This is a genomic window from Tolypothrix campylonemoides VB511288_2, from assembly GCF_045999855.1.
Taxonomy (GTDB): Bacteria; Cyanobacteriota; Cyanobacteriia; order Cyanobacteriales; family Nostocaceae; genus Scytonema; species Scytonema bouteillei_A.
Genome location: NZ_JBFPMW010000002.1, coordinates 606,296 through 623,514, shown reverse-complemented (window position 1 = coordinate 623,514; position 17,219 = coordinate 606,296). Strand labels below are relative to the sequence as shown.

The 17,219-nt window shown below is 43.3% G+C and carries 15 protein-coding genes; 5 read left to right on the top strand and 10 right to left on the bottom strand.

Annotation, left to right across the window (positions count from 1 at the left end; genetic code table 11):
• Positions 1 to 5 precede the first annotated feature (5 nt).
• Together AB0756_RS07125 and AB0756_RS07120 are read right to left on the bottom strand one after the other, a co-directional pair.
• Positions 6 to 179, bottom strand: coding sequence for a hypothetical protein (locus AB0756_RS07125; protein ID WP_153021531.1), 174 nt, complete (start codon positions 177 to 179; stop codon positions 6 to 8).
• Positions 176 to 397 (bottom strand): hypothetical protein, encoded by a 222-nt coding sequence (locus tag AB0756_RS07120; protein WP_038084909.1) that lies wholly within the window; start codon positions 395 to 397, stop codon positions 176 to 178. Before AB0756_RS07120 ends, AB0756_RS07125 begins: the two co-directional genes overlap by 4 nt.
• A 168-nt stretch (positions 398 to 565) precedes the next feature.
• Here AB0756_RS07120 and AB0756_RS07115 point away from each other — a divergent pair, with 168 nt between their 5' ends.
• The 5 genes from AB0756_RS07115 (at position 566) to AB0756_RS07095 (ending at position 7,501) form a co-directional block, all read left to right on the top strand.
• Positions 566 to 1,873 carry a chloride channel protein gene (locus tag AB0756_RS07115; protein WP_038084906.1) on the top strand — a complete coding sequence of 436 codons (1,308 nt, stop codon included), beginning with the start codon at positions 566 to 568 and terminating at the stop codon, positions 1,871 to 1,873.
• A 153-nt stretch (positions 1,874 to 2,026) separates the two neighbouring features.
• A complete protein-coding gene (gene gyrA / locus AB0756_RS07110; protein WP_038084904.1) occupies positions 2,027 to 4,624 on the top strand; it encodes a DNA gyrase subunit A in 2,598 nt (865 codons plus the stop codon).
• A 109-nt stretch (positions 4,625 to 4,733) separates the two neighbouring features.
• Positions 4,734 to 6,299, top strand: coding sequence for an apolipoprotein N-acyltransferase (gene lnt, locus AB0756_RS07105; protein WP_050046458.1), 1,566 nt, complete (start codon positions 4,734 to 4,736; stop codon positions 6,297 to 6,299).
• Positions 6,300 to 6,449: 150 nt separating this feature from the next.
• Positions 6,450 to 6,806: an XRE family transcriptional regulator gene (locus AB0756_RS07100; protein WP_237265841.1), complete on the top strand. Its 357-nt coding sequence runs from the start codon at positions 6,450 to 6,452 to the stop codon at positions 6,804 to 6,806.
• A gap of 272 nt (positions 6,807 to 7,078) precedes the next feature.
• Positions 7,079 to 7,501, top strand: a complete 423-nt coding sequence (locus tag AB0756_RS07095; RefSeq protein WP_162002269.1) for an ester cyclase — start codon at positions 7,079 to 7,081, stop codon at positions 7,499 to 7,501.
• Between the two features lie 31 nt (positions 7,502 to 7,532).
• Here AB0756_RS07095 and AB0756_RS07090 read toward each other — a convergent pair whose 3' ends face one another.
• The 8 genes from AB0756_RS07090 to AB0756_RS07055 all read right to left on the bottom strand — a co-directional run bounded on the left by AB0756_RS07090 (position 7,533) and on the right by AB0756_RS07055 (position 17,219).
• Positions 7,533 to 8,147, bottom strand: coding sequence for a hypothetical protein (locus AB0756_RS07090; protein ID WP_050046457.1), 615 nt, complete (start codon positions 8,145 to 8,147; stop codon positions 7,533 to 7,535).
• Between the two features lie 319 nt (positions 8,148 to 8,466).
• Positions 8,467 to 10,104 (bottom strand): TrbI/VirB10 family protein, encoded by a 1,638-nt coding sequence (locus AB0756_RS07085; protein ID WP_038084892.1) that lies wholly within the window; start codon positions 10,102 to 10,104, stop codon positions 8,467 to 8,469.
• A gap of 28 nt (positions 10,105 to 10,132) precedes the next feature.
• Positions 10,133 to 10,819: a hypothetical protein gene (locus tag AB0756_RS07080; RefSeq protein WP_038084890.1), complete on the bottom strand. Its 687-nt coding sequence runs from the start codon at positions 10,817 to 10,819 to the stop codon at positions 10,133 to 10,135.
• A gap of 49 nt (positions 10,820 to 10,868) precedes the next feature.
• Positions 10,869 to 11,702: a hypothetical protein gene (locus tag AB0756_RS07075; RefSeq protein WP_038084887.1), complete on the bottom strand. Its 834-nt coding sequence runs from the start codon at positions 11,700 to 11,702 to the stop codon at positions 10,869 to 10,871.
• Between the two features lie 231 nt (positions 11,703 to 11,933).
• Complete coding sequence (locus AB0756_RS07070; RefSeq protein WP_038084884.1) at positions 11,934 to 12,983, bottom strand: hypothetical protein; 1,050 nt, start codon at positions 12,981 to 12,983, stop codon at positions 11,934 to 11,936.
• 207 nt (positions 12,984 to 13,190) lie between these two features.
• A complete protein-coding gene (locus tag AB0756_RS07065; protein ID WP_038084881.1) occupies positions 13,191 to 14,078 on the bottom strand; it encodes a hypothetical protein in 888 nt (295 codons plus the stop codon).
• A gap of 68 nt (positions 14,079 to 14,146) precedes the next feature.
• Complete coding sequence (locus tag AB0756_RS07060) at positions 14,147 to 16,894, bottom strand: hypothetical protein (RefSeq protein ID WP_038084878.1); 2,748 nt, start codon at positions 16,892 to 16,894, stop codon at positions 14,147 to 14,149.
• Positions 16,842 to 17,219, bottom strand: coding sequence for a hypothetical protein (locus AB0756_RS07055; RefSeq protein WP_050046375.1), 378 nt, complete (start codon positions 17,217 to 17,219; stop codon positions 16,842 to 16,844). The genes AB0756_RS07060 and AB0756_RS07055 overlap by 53 nt, the downstream gene beginning before the upstream one ends.

Genomic DNA, 17,219 nt, shown 5'->3' with positions numbered 1-17,219 from the left:
AATGGCTAATTGCTAATGGCTAATGGTGAGACCAGTGCTGCAGGCGTGTTTCCCGCGCCCTGACGACTGGTGAGTCCAGAGAAAGTAGGCGGGTTTCCCGCGCCGTAGGGGGACTGGCGAACAAGGGAGGGCGAACCCGTATAGCCCGAAGGGCTATTAGCAAATAGTTTAGCGATCATTCTTTAGTAAAACCAATCATTTCGTCGGTTGGTTCGTCAAGCATTTCCGGTACGACGGCTTGGTTATTTCTGAGTTCATCGGGTGATAGCGAAAGCAACACGTCATCCATTTTTGGAGGATGCTTGATACGATCCCGCATTTCGGGGCTTAATTGTGACTCATCAGTCTGTGGATTTGTTTTCTCAGCTTGATTGGGAGTTGTTTCGTCGCTGTACATGTATACTTACTTCTCCAACCTTGACATACCCTGAGCCTAAACCTTTGCCATAGATGCTACACACTACCTTGGGGCTTAAATTCAAATGCGTTTTTATCTCCCACACGCATTAGCATGGAAATATAAAGATTTCATAACATTTGTTTCGTTGAGAAAGGAATATCACTTGTGCTACCAAAGAATCGCCCTCCTTACGGACAAAATCAACGCCGGACTCTTCGTCAACTTTTTGGACTGGTAAAACGCAATCCCTTCACAATTTCTCGTTGGGTTTTATGCTGGGCTGTGGTAGGGACTGTTTGCGGTTTATTTGCGGGGTTGTACTGGAGTGTGCTGGAACTGATGTTCCATGAACTTGAAAAATTTCAAGGTTGGAGTCTGTTGCTCGTTATGCCACTCGCTGGTTTGGCGATTGGTTTAGTCATTCATTTTCTTGGCAATCCTGGTGAAATTGCTGCGATTGTTGATAACATCCATCTTCGGAATGGGCGGTTGGATGCTCGCAAAAATCCTTCTATGATTTTGGCTTCTTTGCTCAGCATCTCAGCAGGTGGTAGTGCTGGACCGGAAGCGCCACTCGTACAGGTAACAGGTTCTTTTGGGACTTGGGTTGCTGAGCGTTTGCGACTAGAAGGTGAAGATGTGAGGTCTATGAGTTTAGCTGCCATGGCTGCAGGCTTTACTGCTTTGTTTGGCGCACCTCTTGGTGGTGCTATGTTTGCTTTGGAAATTTTGCACCACCAACATATCGTTGAGTACTATGAAGCTTTAATGCCTGCTATTGTTTCTAGTTGTGCGAGTTATCTGGTTTTCGCTGCAATTACACGTTTGGGGATTGCTCCAACCTGGCATTTTCCGCAATATCACATAGACAGTATTGACGATTTTGCGCTAGCTATTGTCTTTGGAATTGTGGGGGTTATTGCTGGGTGGATGTTCATGGGTATTTTTCGAGCTTGCGATCGCATTTTTGCCCAAATCCCAGGACCTGTTTATTTTCGCACAACACTAGCTGGTTTGGGGCTTGGTTGTTTAGCGGCTGTCTTACCGCTGACACGTTATTTTGGACATCATGAATTAGAAGTTGTCCTCAATCAAAGCTTTCCGGCTGTTTTCTTGTTTGTACTGGTTTTGGCAAAAATGACATCTATTAGCGTAACTGTCACGGGAGGATGGCGTGGAGGATTTATCATTCCCCTATTTTTTACGGGCGCTTGTTTGGGTAAAGCTGTAGCTGGCTTAATTCCGGGATTGAATTCCACACTCGCCATGATTTGTACAATGGCGGCTATCAATGCCGCAGTAACGCGAACACCTATCAGTACAACCTTATTGCTGTCAAAATTAACAAATTTTAGTCCCTTCACTCCAATCTTGTTTGCCAGTTTGATTGGATTTTTTCTCGCTCCTAAAGTACCCTTGATCGAATCTCAACTCAAAAATCAATCTTCAGAAGTTCAGGTACCCGTGAATTAGCCATTAGTTACTGCTCACTGCTTCCCCCAGCAAACAGTAAAATATGCTAGAATTGTATCAAATTATGGCAGTTATTCAGCGTTAATTCGGAATAATTTTGCTTTTTTTTCAGTATAAAGGCTAAAATCTGCGATTTTTGGAGTTTTTTAGGTTATGACAACCTCTCAGGAGAGGATTATCCCGACCGATCTGGGGAACGAAATGTCCCGGTCTTATTTAGAGTACGCCATGAGCGTGATTGTAGGTCGGGCGCTGCCAGATGCCAGGGATGGTCTGAAACCTGTGCATCGTCGTATCCTCTATGCTATGCATGAATTGGGATTGACCGCAGATCGCCCTTTTCGTAAATGCGCTCGTGTAGTAGGGGAAGTATTGGGTAAATATCACCCTCACGGTGACACAGCGGTCTATGACGCTCTAGTGCGAATGGCGCAAGATTTTTCCATGAGATCGCCCTTAATTGCAGGGCATGGAAACTTCGGTTCTATAGACAACGATCCACCTGCGGCAATGCGATACACCGAATGCCGCTTGCAAGCTTTAACGAGTGACGCTCTACTACAAGATATTGAGTCAGAAACTGTCGATTTTGTAAATAACTTCGACGGTTCCCAGCAAGAACCAACTGTTTTGCCCGCACGGGTTCCACAGCTGCTACTTAATGGTTCTTCCGGGATTGCCGTGGGTATGGCAACCAATATTCCCCCTCATAATTTGGGTGAGTTGATTGATGGATTGGTAGCACTGATTCACAATCCAGATATTAACGATACTCAATTAATGCAGTATATTCCCGGTCCTGATTTTCCAACAGGTGGTCAGATTTTGGGTACCGGACCAATTAAAGAAGCCTATACTATAGGGCGCGGTTCAATAACCATGCGCGGTGTGGCACAAATTGAAACTATAGAACAAAGGGGAAGACCGGATAGAGAAGCAATAATTGTTACTGAATTGCCTTACCAAACTAACAAAGCAGCACTGATTGAAAAAATCGCTGAGTTGGTAAATGACAAGAAAATAGAGGGAATTGCAGATATTCGAGATGAGAGCGATCGCGATGGTATGCGAATCGTGATTGAACTCAAACGGGACGCTTATCCCAGGGTTGTCCTCAACAATCTCTACAAACAAACGCCAATACAAGCCAACTTTGGGGCGAATATGCTGGCGCTTGTCAATGGCGAGCCGCAGGTTCTCACCCTCAAGCAATTCTTGCAAGTCTTTCTAGATTTCCGTATAGAAGCCATCACCAAACGCACGCAGTATGAACTGCGGAAAGCTGAAGAACGCGACCATATTTTGCAAGGGTTATTGATTGCTCTCTCGCACTTAGATGAAATTATTAACTTAATTCGCCATGCTCCTGACGCGCCTACAGCAAAAGGAGAGTTAGTCTCAACCTACGGACTCTCTGAAGTGCAAGCCGATGCAATTTTGCAGATGCAACTGCGGCGTTTGACAGCTTTGGAAGCAGATAAAATTCGCTTGGAACACGAAGAATTACAAGCCCTCATTACCGATCTGCGCGATATTCTCGCACGTCGAGAGCGAATTTTGGAAATCATTGAGAATGAGGTGAAGCATCTCAAAGAGAAATACGCAACGCCTCGCCGTACAGTCATTTCGCCTTTAGAAGGGGAAATAGATGATCGGGACTTGATTGCCAATGAAAAGGTTGTCATTTTAGTGACAGAACAAGGCTATATCAAACGGATGCCGGTCAACACCTTTGAGGCGCAAAGCCGCGCAACTAGAGGCAAAGCCGCAGCAAAGATGAAAGAAGATGATGGGGTTGAGCATTTCCTGACTTGCTGCGACCACGATAGTGTTTTGTTCTTTAGCGAGCGAGGTGTTGTTTACTGCCTGAAAACCTATCAAATACCCGTAAGTTCTCGTACCAGCAGGGGAACACCAATTGTCCAATTGCTACCCGTTCCTAAAGAGGAAAAAATTACCTCAATAGTTCCCGTAACGGAGTTTAGCAGCGATGAATATTTGGTCATGCTGACTAACGGTGGCTACATCAAGAAAACTGAATTGGCAGCGTTTAGTAATATTCGTGCCAATGGCTTGATTGCTATTTCTCTAGAAGAAGGGGATCAACTCCGTTGGGTGAGAAGAGCAAGAGTGGAAGATAGCGTTATCATTGGCTCGCGCCGGGGGATGGCAATTCACTTTAGATGCAATCACGAACAACTGCGTCCTTTGGGACGGGCGACTCGTGGGGTAAAAGCTATGAAACTGCGCGATAAAGATGAACTGGTGGGAATGGATATTCTTCCAGCAGCGATTCTTGCTACTTTAAATACAGACATAGAAACTGAAATCGAGGAAGTCGAAACGGAAGAACTCCTTGAGGTTGATGCAAATGAAGAATCTGTAGAAGTTGCAGGTAACGGCAGTACTGGTCCGTGGGTGTTGGTGATTACAATGGGAGGGTATGGCAAGCGCGTACCGGTTTCCCAGTTCCGCCTGCAAAAACGTGCCGGTCAGGGTATCATGGCGACTAAATTCAAAAACCGCAAAATCAAAGACCAATTGGCAACCTTACATATCGTAAACAATGATGATGCGGAGATTATGATGGTCACCAGTCGCGGTATCATCATTCGTCAGGCGGTGAATGCGATTTCAATTCAATCGCGATCGGCAACTGGGGTACGAGTGCAGCGCCTTGACGAAGATGACGTTATCACGGGAGTGGCAATAGTTCCCCCCGATACTGTTGATGCAACCGAAGCAGAGTAAGCAGACCAGACAAGGAGATATGGAGACACGGGGACGCAGGGAATTTTTGAAAGCAACTCTCCACGTTCTAAAAAACCGTGTCTTCATTTCCTTTGCCAGCGGAATTTTGATGGGGTTGACGGTTGCACCTTTTGGTGCATGGTTCTTCACATGGATTGCCCTTGCTCCCCTATGGGCAATCGTTGTTAATTCTGCACAACGAAATAACTCATCTCCCCTTCACCTCATCTCCCCCTCCCTAGCCTGGGGTATTGGTTATCACGGAATTGCCTTATCTTGGATTACCGGAATTCACCCCATGACTTGGATGGGAGTTCCTTGGTTGGCAAGTTTGGCGATCGCTTTATTTTGCTGGACGTTCATTACCTTGTGGGGAGCAGCATTAGTTGCTACTTGGGCAACTTGTTTCTCCTTGGTTTTAAATTTTCAAGTTTGGACGCACCGTAAATTCAAATCCTTTTCCCCCTCCGCTCCTCCCCCTCTCGTTCGCGTTTTGATTGGTACGGGTATCTGGTGCGGATTAGAAGCACTTTGGAGTGCGGGACCGTTGTGGTGGACTTCTCTTTCTTACACGCAAAGCCCGCAGAATCTTGTCATTTTACATTTAGGTCAACTGTCTGGACCGAGTGCGGTGACTGCGGCTATTGTGGCAGTGAATGGTTTGCTTGCGGAAGCATGGATAAACCGTAGAGGCGCAGAGAACACAGAGAAAAGAACGCAATTTCTGACCTCTGCGCCTCTGCGCCTCAGTTATTTAGTTTCTGCGGTTGCATTATTCATTTTGCTCCATCTCATTGGTTTGAGTTTATACAGCCGTCCTTTAGTTCAGCAACCAGAAGCAGCGTTGAAAGTGGGGATTGTTCAGGGGAATGTTCCTAATGAAATCAAGCTTTTTCGAGAAGGTTTTCGTCGTGCTATTGAAGGTTACACCACAGGTTATGTCACCCTAACAGATCGAGGTGTTGATGCCGTGCTAACTCCAGAGGGTGCTTTGCCTTTTTTCCAAAACGAGATCGTGACAAGCTCTTTAGTAGACGCGGTGCGGGAAAAAAAGAAAGTTGCTTGGATTGGAGGTTTTTATAGAGATGGGCGCAGTTATACAAACAGCTTGTTTACAGTTACGGGCAGTGGTGTGATTTTTAGCCGCTACGGCAAAGTTAAGATGGTACCGATTGGGGAGTATGTTCCTTTCGAGGAAATTTTGGGTGGTCTGATTGACCGTTTGTCACCTTTGAAGGAACACCAGGTTGCAGGGAAGCAAAATCAAGTATTTGACACCCCTTTTGGTCGTGCTATTGTCGGAATTTGCTATGAATCGGCTTTTTCCGAACATTTCCGCCGTCAAGCTGCGGTAGGGGGAGAATTTATACTCGGACCTTCTAATGATGCTCACTACAGTGCTGCTATGCCGACGCAGCATCACGCACAGGATATTATGCGGGCTATTGAAACTGATAGATGGGCGGTGAGGGCAACAAATACGGGATATTCAGCTTTTGTCGATCCTCACGGTAGGACATTGTGGATATCGGGACACAATACTTACGAAGTTCATGCAGAAACAGTGTATCGTCTTCAAAGTAAGACTTTATACGTGCTTTGGGGTGATTGGTTGACGCCCTTATTGTTAGGATTGGGCGGTTTGGGATGGTTTGTGGGAAATCGGTTTTCGTAATTTTTTGACACTCTCCTGCCTAAAGTTATGTCGTTTACAACACCACTGCCATAAATCTGGGATGAGTAAGAAACGGTTTTACAAGCAGCTTATTAAAAAGGCTGATGAACGCTTCGACAATCATTTGCTCCAGTTAAAGGAGGAGAACGAATGACAATGACTAAAGGGAAAATCTTGCAAGATATATGGGATAATTTGCCAGAAGATCGTAAGCAACGAATACAGGATCGGGCTGAAGAATTAGAAGCTGAATATCTCTGTTTGCAGGAACTGCGAAAAGCCGCAGGACTAACGCAGGCGGAAATTGCACGAAGCTTGCGAATGCCGCAATCTAACGTGTCACGTCTGGAAAGAGAGTCTGATATGTTGCTGTCTACTTTGAGGAACTACATTGATGCTATGGGAGGCAATCTAACTATTGTAGTTGAGCTTCCGAATAAGCCACCTGTTCGTCTAAATACATTAAGTGACCTTGTAAGCCAGGACGTAGACAGTAAAATATGTTAAGAAAAAATATGCTGAGAAAAAGAAGGGTAGTCTATTAACTGCGAGTTAGTCTTACTTTATTGTCTGGAGGATATTTTTGAGATAAAGGTTCGTGATACGGGCAATTAGATTTCTGACTAAATCAGACAATTTAAGAAAATAGTTTTTTTAAAAGTAAACATTCCTGACTTTTTCATACTGTTGTTTTGTCAAGAACAACTTATTTTTGACTTATGGTATGGCTAGTACCAACAATTGTAAATTTTGTAAATGAAATTATAGGAACTAATCCGATGTCAACACAACAAAATAAAGAGATTGCTCGAAAATTCTGCGACCAGACTTGGGGAAAGGGAAATTTGGCAATAGTAGACGAACTTGCCAGTCGTGACTTTAAAGTTTCTTATCCCATACTGCCTGAAGTATTAGACCGTGAGGGGTTTAAAGTGTGGGTTGCTGATACTCACACGGGATTGCCAGATCTACAGTTTACAATTACGGATGCGATCGCTGAAGGAGAAAAGGTAGCTATTATCTGGACTGCTCGAGGCACTCATAAAGGCGAGATAAAATTTCTCAATCTTCCTCCAACATTCAAATCTGCATCATGGGGCGGGATAAGTATTTATCGCATTGTTGAAGGTAAGGTTGTTGAAGAGCAAGGACAAGAAGATGCATTGGGAGTTTTTCAACAACTTGGTTTAATTCCTACCTGATAACTGCGGTTTTGTCTTTGCTTTACAAACGTTAGTCGTTTCGCCTTTCGACTCCCGTATTTCCATAATTTTGTCTGTTGTTTCCTCTTATGCAAGATCCTGCGCCAGCATAGGAGGGATCGGCGAAAACAGCTAAGGTATTATATTCGGGCGCACCTTCTCCGTAGTTGACTCGGAAGGTGTACAACTTTCTTTGTCCTTGCTTTTCAGTCACCACGGTCAGCAGTGTGGAGTTCGTGTTGGGAAGCCCCGGAATGTTAAGTTTTTGAATTCGTCTGAGGTGAATGACACTTGCTGCTGAGCTTTCACAATCTCCTGTTTCTGACCCTTGTTGACCAAACTGCAAGCACATAGGACCATCAAAATCTAATGTAACTTTGGACGGGTCATCTAACCAAACTTTTTTAATTGTCTCGCCAGCTTGAATAAAGCTTAAGTTCGTCCCTTGTTGAAACCAAACTGTAATATCGGGTATTGCGCCTCCTAAACCCTGAGCTTGGCAGGAAAATATGGAACGCAAGACAGCGTTATTTGCTAAGGCACTACTTGCTAGCAATAACATTGCCACTGAGAAAAAGAAGGAAGCTAGAGGGAGGAAATAAGGATTGTTTGGGGTGTTTTCTGGAATGTTGGTCTTGTCGTTCATAGTAGCTTTTTGATTTTCAAGCACACCCTGTAGCAGATGGACGTGGATATTTTGTTTTTACGTTAGGTGTATCAGTCGCTGAAATTTTTCGACCTTACAGCAATTTTTGAGTTTAATAAAACCAATCTTATAGGGTGTAAAGCAGCGCGTTACCCAGAGTAGTGCCTTGTCCTGGAGTTACCCCCGTTGAAGCAACTGTGGAGTATCCTCGCCCGCCCTTTGCTCTGGAAAGGGCAGAGATGCCCATTCCACAAAAAATTATGTGATTTATTCACTTGAAAATTATACTCATAAAGTTTGCGTATGAACTTGGTAGCCGTTAAAATTGCGTAGCTCGATCGACTCTAACTTCCATTTTTGTGCCTGCTGGTAGATACCAAATATTAGTTCTCTGTGCTCTTTGAGACTGTGTCTGTTGAATGCGTCGGGTTAATTCCGGAACGATAGATCTCATACCACCATCAGCAACCGCAGCTGCAATATTGTCTTGGTTCTCATCCTCACAAATATAATCGCGATCGTTGTTACTATTTATGTATTCATAACGGCACGTTCTCCTTTGACGGTTAATAATTTCTCCCGCCTTTTGAGCACCTCCAAAGGCAAATAGCATCACATCACGCCCGATAGACGATCCTCCTTTACCGGAATACTGCGTTGCCACTGGAGGTCTACCACCCGCCCCACTAACTGTCAATGCATCTTGCGGTACACTCTTTTCTACACGCTCGCCATTTTCTTGCCAGATCACTTTATCTACATCAAGATCTACCAACCCACCTTCAGAAATAGAACTCACTTTAGTGTGTAGTTCTGCCTTTGCTGGTATAACGACAGAACCGTCTTCAGCTTTTAATGGTTCCCTAAGTTGCACCACAAATACTTGATTGTTACTATTGTTCTCACGACCTCTATTGACCGATCCATATAGACCTTTGACTAAAGTAGCCTTGGCACTACTTCCTACCACTGTCGATTTAGATGCTTTGGTTCTCCTCTGTGCTACCAGGCTATCTGTCTCTGAAGGCGCTATTCTAACAGGAGGTCTGGGAGTGACTAGAGGTTGTGGTGCTGGTATATCATTAGGTCTGCTAGCGATTGTTGCATTGCTGGTATTTTGATTATCGGGAGTAGATACTTGACCGTAGCTACCCAATTTCGCCAATCTTGACCATTCCTGAAGGGGATCTGATGTTGGTGGTGAAGTAAATTCTACAGATGACCCAAGTGGCGGCGGAACTGGTGGGAGTTCGGCTGGTAGAGTCGGTGTTCTGGCTGCAACTTGAGGCGCTCTAACGGGGCGATCGACTGTTACAATTCTATCTCGATAAACAGTTCTCACTACGGGTGAGGCTGGTATCCTTTGTACTATCACCCTTGGTTTTTCTCGGGAAGAATCTCGCGATGCCAACTCTGGATTCGATCTCGCCGCAATTCGAGAGGTGTCTGGTTTTAAGGTTCTGAGTTGTTGTTGTGCTGCTTTGACGGCTGCTGCTTGTTCGGTGAGAGCAAGTTTTGATTTCAGTGCTTCATTTTCTCTTTCAAGCTGCTCTAGGCGTGATTCTGGTTTGGGTTGCGGTGGTGCTTCAGTTATTGAACTGCGATTTTGACTGCTAGGCTTATTGTTGGTACCGCTCATTAACTGTGTCAAAAACGTACCAGCGACGATAACTACAGTCAAAGTAGCAGCCCCCACCAACCCCAACTTGGCAAAGGGATTGGACGATAGGGGTTGAGTTGTTTGAAGTTCTTGTGGTTCTTGTGGTTCAGAAAGGGATGGCTGTCTTACAGGAACTTCACCCCCGTCAGAAGAAGATGGAGATTCTTCTTCCAAACCAACTAATCTTGCCATCCGTGCTTCTAGATCGGAAGAGTCTTCAGGTTGAAAATCACCCGAATTATAAGGGGTATCTTCTGAATCACTAAAAGAGTGAGAGGGAGTTTGGTATGTAGTCATTGTATTATGTATGTAGATAAGCTTTACTTTAAGAGCACTTTCGATCTGTTATCTCACATATATTGTATATTTCCAGTTTTGCTTCACCGAGGCGATGTACTGCTAAATCCAGAGGAAGTGGGACTTTGGGTAGCGATGTTATCTGTTCGTCTACTGCTTGAACTAAAATTTGTTTCCGAAAAGGAGAGGTATCTCCTAAAGGGTCAGCACTTGTAAAAACTATGTGATTGCCAATTATCTCTACCTTCCACTTACCATCCTCACCCTCAACCTTTGTTGGTTCAGAGATTCTTTGTACCACCAACACAGATTCAGTTCCTTTATTAATATTTCCTGCTTGATTTTCTGGAATTAATTTATTAACTTCTAGCTCGAATCTTTGCCTCGCCTGACCTGTTAGCAATTGAGAACTCAATTGCCAGACTGTTCTGGGCGGCTGTTTTTGCGACCAGGTCAGCATTAAGGTCATGGTTTCGCCCACAAAGCGTCGAATCGTCGCTGGGTTTCGCTCTAAATTCTGTTTGGGGTCTGCTGTTATGGCACTACCATCAGCAAGTTGCACCAAACTTTGAGTTGTATTTCTACGATTCAACTGCTGCAACATCGAACCATGATACATAAGTACTAGCAAAGCTAACAGATTTAGACCGAACGTTGCTACTGCTAACAGTGGTAATATGTTTGTTTTTTTGTTTTCCTGTTTAAGTAACTGCATTTAGTATTCATTATTTAATTCGATGTTTTCTCAGACTAATAAATGTCATTTATCTAATAAAGCTTTCAGAATTTTCTATATTTTCTTGGCAAGAATTATTTCCTGTTGAACCTCCATATCCATCTAGCAAACACAAATTACGTATTTCAGATATTTCCATCTTTTCAGCACGGATTGCGTAAACTGCTTTTTGCAAGTTTGTCATCAAGTCGGCTTGTGGATATCCAAATGTATTAACTGCTTTCACAATCACATCTTTATTAAAAGGAACTATTACTTTTTTATCTTCTTGAAAGCGCTTCTTTTGCACGAGATCTGCAACTATACCAACTCGCCACAACCCAGGCTCTATTTTTTCAGGACGAGAAACTTGTTTGATAACTAACTGCCCTGACATGGCTTGGCTGGGGTTGTTAGAGAAGACTTCAAGTGGGGTTAGGTCTGCAATTTGTCTTAAAAAATCTTGGCGTAAATCTTCTGATAAGGCAAAACTGGCAATCCAACTGCTTGTTGCAACTTTCTTGTTGAAGCCTTGTGGCGTTTTAATAGAGATTCCTTCATCTGGTAGGGGTTTTGTCGCTTGTTCTACGGTTTGTACTGGTAGCGTTCCCGACCAGTTAAACAAGGATGCCATTGTGTTGGTCACGAATTGGCGAATGGCTTGTGGTTCTCGCTCTAAATCTTCAGCTTCAGTAATAGCGATCGCTTTACCATCAATGAGTTGTACAAAGGTAGGAGATTTTTCCAAACTGAGTTTGCGAATAGTCAATCCTTGAACGATCAGTAGAAATATCACGAATAGATGCAAACCGAAGGTGAGGAAGGCAAAGGCTCCCAAAACGCTCCCAGTTCGTTTTTGTTTTTTTTCTAGTAAACTTACCATCGATTCATCCCCTTTCCCAATCTTCTCCAGCCTTTGTTTTGGTAGCCTCTGTTGTTAACTTTGCCCGATCGCCTGCTATCAATACTACTTGGAGTTAGTCTTTATTATAGGTATACAATCCAACATATCGCCATACCGATTTGATGGGAGATTTTGGGAATTGCTGTCTGGGCGATCGCTTCGCGCTTCGGCGCAAGCCGTACCCAGATCGCTCTCTAGTATACTCACACCCTAAACCCTGTCCCTCACTAACAAAGTCGTACTGCTGATAGTGTTGAAGACTGCTAGTCCGCCAACACCAGCCAAAACCAAAGATAAAATTGGTGCTAATATTCCCAAAAAAATGATAAACCACATTAAATCTGGATCTGCACTGACATCTTCTGCAGGTCCGTTAATAATTACCGCTGCCGTTAACACAGCAATAATACTGAATGAAATTTTAGCAATTCCGGCGGATAAAAACCCTGTCAGCCAAGCAAAAATTGGTTTTCCAGATACAGGAAGCAATGAACCACCCACCGCTAGCGGTCCCAAGACTGCCAGCAGAAGCATTGTTGATTCTATCAGATTTTGGAAAGCAAATTGTAAGGAAATTAAAAAACTTTTGATACTTGTTTGTACTGTCGCACCTACGAAAGAGTTTAATGCCAGTTCCGATTCATTTCCAGGATTATCTATAACTAAATTCACTTTAGTTTCAAGTCTATTTATCCAATTTTTATCACCATATAAACTTCTATATTCCCCCCAGAGATAATCAATTTTTCTCCGAGCTTCTGTGAAACATTGAGTTTGCTGTACGCCAGTCAGTGTCTGACAGGGACGCAAGTAAGAGCCAACAATTTCTTCAGCAATGCTCAAATTGAGTGCTTGCTGGTAAGTTTGATTGCTGTCGCCTGCTTGCACGACTTGCTGATTCACATTATTGATAAAATTCCGCAACCCTAATGTCAGATTGGATAGTATGGTTCCATTTCCAGGATTAGCTAACAGTATAACTACAATAAATGGCCAAATCAAAGCTGATATCGGTCGAGAATATTCGTTATCTAAGACATCTCTCAGCCATTGCATCATGAATAAGAGCAAAGTTCCGACTGCAAAGAAGATACCTAAATTTGTTAGCGAACCATACAAATTATTATTCGTATTATTTTGTAATAAATCCACCCATTGACTGTTCCAGCTATCAGCAAGACTTTGTGTAGTTGTTGTCCCCCCGTTAAGAATATCATTCACAACAATTTGTGCGAAAAAGTTTAAACTATCCAGCCACATTTCTACTCTCCATATCTCACTCCTTACTTTTGATAACAGGCGAGACGCCTATCGTAAACAACTCCTCTGATTCCTCTTGTCCTCTCTTTCCCAGCTAGAACCTAAGAATAATGTCTCAAGCAAGGTTCTGTCTCACATGGATCGTAGTTTTCCTCTCGTTCCCTCTACCCAGGCTCAAGCTGACAGGAGAGTATGGAGATTCATGGATCATTGGTCATCAGTGACTGTTGATGAAACCTGACTTCTAACTCCTAGCAAATCAGCTTGAGAAGTTGCTCTCAAAAGTTGCGCCGCCTCTGCAGATGCATCAACTCTTCTAGCACGATTTGCTTCTTCCATCTGCTGGGAAATATTTGCCAGATTCAAATTTGAATATTGCTGAAACTGATTTCCTTGTATTGTTAGCCCCAAAGTTTCCCCAAGTATTTTGGATTGCTCGCGCTGAATGATGAGGTTTTGTAACTGTATGTTTGCTTGAGTTACATTTGCACAATTGGTAGCATTACTAGCAGCACCACCAGTAGCACCATTAGTAGCAGTGCTTACAGCTTGACAAGCAGAGGTGACAATTTGATCTAGGATGCTTTTACTTTCTTCAGCATTTTCGACAGCTTTCTCAATAGTTTCAACGGAATTTTCTGTACTTTCTAACTTTGCTTTTGACCGTTCTTGTCCGCGTTCACCCAAAATGCTGTCCACAACGCCGAGAGTCAATTGGCGGGTAATTTCATTAGCAGCTATTGTTGCTTGTACCCCTGGATTATTCTCAAAAGTGCCTGAAGTATTGTCAAATATTTGTTCTCGAAAGCGGTTTCCTGCGGCAATTGGGTTCGGTATTCTACCTTCTTGAATATAATTGGATGCCGAATAATCGATCGCTGCTTTAATCTCTGATTCTACAACTCTTGAGGGGTTGGGAATATTATCATAATTATTGCCGGGATATGTTTCATTTCCCAAGTAAGACTGTAAATCTTTAGCATACTCTTGAAAATCCAGCCAAACTTTCCCCAAAGATGGTTGGGAGAATTGTGCCATAGCTGGTAATATTCCTATTAATGCCAAGCAAGAAGCAAAAAGGATAGTTTTTTTCATAAATTTGTAGAAATAGAGGTTAAGGAAGAGAGATCTTATCGTGACCGATCTGTATTTTGCCCGCATTCTTAAGATCCCCTTAGTGAAGCGACTAACTGGCGTGCAAACACAGAAATTGCTTCATACTTATCACTGTAGCGCTGCATAGTTTCTGTACGTGCCGATTGTTCGTGAGGGTTATTAGCCACAACTGCCAATTGTTCAAATCCGGGATAATAACGACAGAAAGTATAAATTCCATTGTCATCTAACAACCATTGGCTGTAAACGCCCTCTTTGCGAGGGAAAAAACTTTCTGAGGCATTGCGAACAATAATTTCTCGAGGATATTTTAAAATACTCGTGAAACTATCAACAGCTACTGGTTGGATGCGACCAATTAATCGCGTTGATAGGTTTTGCAAAATTTTAGAAGATGCTTTGGATTTGGCAATGGTATCTGGGTCTTGTGCTGATAAAATAACCCTAATACCCGCTTTGGCTCCGTTGGCACAGATTCTTCCTACCAAGCTGGCAATTTGCTCGAATTCAAAGAGAATTGGAGCTTCATCAATAAAGAATATTGAAGATGGACTGCTTAAGGCGCGTCGCAATGCTGCTGAATATGCACTTAAGGAGAGTATTGCAGCATCTTCATTATCGGAGAGGTTTCTCAGAGCAAAAACCAAAAGGGGTGCATCGGTGGGGAAGCTAGAGGGCGCGGAAATTGCTTGTCCTACTCGGCTTGAAAGCCAAAACCGCAAGCGCAGATGAATTTGATTGAGTGCATCCTCAACTCTACCTCCTATAGAATCTAGCTGTAGGTGTTCCGGAGAGCAAAATACGAGAAAATCTTGTAAGGTAGGGGTTTTTTGCCATGCTTGGGAGCCAAAGCCCTCTTCTATAGCTTCTCGATAGCGCTGTTTGATACCTTCATCAGTAAAGAAAGCTCCTAAAGCTAAATTGAGAATGGAGCGCACTGTTTGTGTTAAAAGTTGATTTTCAGATGATGAGCCTAAAATCATGGTCATGAGAGCTGATTCTAGGAATCCTACATAATCAAGCATGCGATCGCGCTGTTCGTCTCGAGAAAGCGATCGCAAATCTGGCTGTTCAAACAAATTATTCGATTGTTTGGAAATATCAAAATACGCCCCCTTCCTTCCCATGAATTCTGTATAGTCGGTAAAGGTAGAAGTCCCATCGGGTTTGGGATAATCCAAGGCTACTACAGGAATATTGTGCGCTAAAGCTTGAGTTAAAATACCGGATACCAATACCGATTTACCAGCGCGAGTTGTCGCAAACAGCGCCAAATTTTTATGCTGGTTAAACAAATCTAAATGAACGGGTGTTCCCCCTTCTTCTGCTATCAATTCAAAGCCTCGTTTATCGCCTGCTTTCGTTAGAGTTAAAGGCATTAATCCTTGCACTTCGCTAGTTAAATAAAGCTGGCGTCGGTTGAAAGGTTTTGCTAGCAACCCTTCCCACACTATAGGTAGTGTTTGCAGCCAAATTTTCCAAGCATATTCTGTTTCTCTCACGACTTGCGCCGGACGTTGAAAACAACTTTCTATATACTTTGTCGCCTCGTCTAATTTTTCCAGATTTGGCCGATGGACTAGAATAGCTACAGATGTATAAATCGGTACGGCTCCTTCATACAATTGCTCTTGCGCCGCTACCGATTTCCTCAGCTTTAATTGAGCGTTGACATCAATTGTTTTGCTTTTTTCTTGCGCCGTCAGTGCTGTTATATTCGACTGCTTCAAAACCCTTTGCAAAGTTGTTTTTACTAAAGCGGGGTTAGCAGCACTCAACTGACAAAAAATTTCTGTATCAACAACTGTTTCTCTTGCAAGTAGTTCCCATAAATAGCGCAATTGAGCAGATTTATTCTGCCACCCGCCGGGTTTTTCCAAAAATGTCATCACGCCAACGTAGTTATTGTTAACATGAACCCAACGGCGATCGGCGCATGGTATGCTAGACTCCATCAGCAGTGTTGTACTGTGGAGATTATCTATCAGTAATTTAGTACTTGCTAAGTCCGAATAAACTTGTTCGTGCAGTCCATTTTCATCTAAGATTAGCAACTGAGGAATATTTATGGGCTGGGTGTCATTAAATCGCCTCCAAATTTCCTGCCAAAGCTCGACAGCATTCAAAGGCTTAATATTCAATCCCATTTGATTGGAGAGAAGTTGCTCCCAGCGCCGAAACCCTTCTTTATAAGCAGTCGCGATCGTAGCTTCAGTTTGCTCGTTTCTGACATCTACAAAATCACCTTTGAATTTTAACCACCACTGTTCGCCTCTCGCTAACAGTTTTTCTATCCAATCATTCGTTGCTGTCGCACTTGGTTCAACAGTGTACGTTACATAAACCCGGAGAAATTTTGGTTTGCGGATTCCAGCACGAGTCAGTTCTTTAATACGAGCCCGTTCCGCCATGAGCAAATATTTTATATCAGGTGTTGGAGCGCGTTTTATCAGAGAAGCCAGTTCTTGTTGTCGCTGTTTATCGGAACTAAAAGACCCCATGTGAAAGGTAATTCTTTCTTCCCCAGGGATATCTTTTAAACCAACCTCAATATTATGGCAAATTGTCTCGATTTGATCTGTGGTTAATGTAGTATGAATACCTTGGCATTCAAAGCCAAAAACAAAGCAGAATCGATCTTTTTGAGTGCCCTTTGTCAAAATATAAGCACCAATATCTCTACCATCAAGCGCAACACGTAGCATTGTAGCTAAATGTAAGGCATCTTCAAAAGGTGTGAGTCTACTTTCTCGACCCGCGATGCCTACGCTTTGTTTTCCTATTTTTTCTTTCATAATGAGACTCTAGAAAACTTTTATAACGAGCGGTGCCTCTTGTCCAGGTCGGAACACCTATAAACTTACTCAAAAACCGCCAACTTCTGCCCCCCGTTAATATCCACCAAGTTCCCATACCCCATCCAGCAATTAAGATGGTCCACAACCATTTTTGCCATTCATCTCGGAATGCACCTCCAAAAAAACCGTTAACAATCATGTAGGAGAGAAGGGCAATTATCGTCCAGGGAAAGATTTGATCGGCAGGAATTGGTCCTAAGGAAGGTTGGCTTCCCAGAATTTGGTTGACAGGTCGAAATTCTTTGTCTCGGTCATCAGCCAT

Coding starts and splice junctions, on each gene's coding strand:
- AB0756_RS07125 (WP_153021531.1), bottom strand. CDS start 179: ATGATCGCTAAACTATTTGCTAATAGCCCTTCGGGCTATACGGGTTCG.
- AB0756_RS07120 (WP_038084909.1), bottom strand. CDS start 397: ATGTACAGCGACGAAACAACTCCCAATCAAGCTGAGAAAACAAATCCA.
- gyrA (WP_038084904.1), top strand. CDS start 2,027: ATGACAACCTCTCAGGAGAGGATTATCCCGACCGATCTGGGGAACGAA.
- lnt (WP_050046458.1), top strand. CDS start 4,734: ATGGGGTTGACGGTTGCACCTTTTGGTGCATGGTTCTTCACATGGATT.
- AB0756_RS07100 (WP_237265841.1), top strand. CDS start 6,450: ATGACAATGACTAAAGGGAAAATCTTGCAAGATATATGGGATAATTTG.
- AB0756_RS07095 (WP_162002269.1), top strand. CDS start 7,079: ATGTCAACACAACAAAATAAAGAGATTGCTCGAAAATTCTGCGACCAG.
- AB0756_RS07090 (WP_050046457.1), bottom strand. CDS start 8,147: ATGAACGACAAGACCAACATTCCAGAAAACACCCCAAACAATCCTTAT.
- AB0756_RS07085 (WP_038084892.1), bottom strand. CDS start 10,104: ATGACTACATACCAAACTCCCTCTCACTCTTTTAGTGATTCAGAAGAT.
- AB0756_RS07080 (WP_038084890.1), bottom strand. CDS start 10,819: ATGCAGTTACTTAAACAGGAAAACAAAAAAACAAACATATTACCACTG.
- AB0756_RS07075 (WP_038084887.1), bottom strand. CDS start 11,702: ATGGTAAGTTTACTAGAAAAAAAACAAAAACGAACTGGGAGCGTTTTG.
- AB0756_RS07070 (WP_038084884.1), bottom strand. CDS start 12,983: ATGTGGCTGGATAGTTTAAACTTTTTCGCACAAATTGTTGTGAATGAT.
- AB0756_RS07065 (WP_038084881.1), bottom strand. CDS start 14,078: ATGAAAAAAACTATCCTTTTTGCTTCTTGCTTGGCATTAATAGGAATA.
- AB0756_RS07060 (WP_038084878.1), bottom strand. CDS start 16,894: ATGAAAGAAAAAATAGGAAAACAAAGCGTAGGCATCGCGGGTCGAGAA.
- AB0756_RS07055 (WP_050046375.1), bottom strand. CDS start 17,219: ATGGCTGATGACCGAGACAAAGAATTTCGACCTGTCAACCAAATTCTG.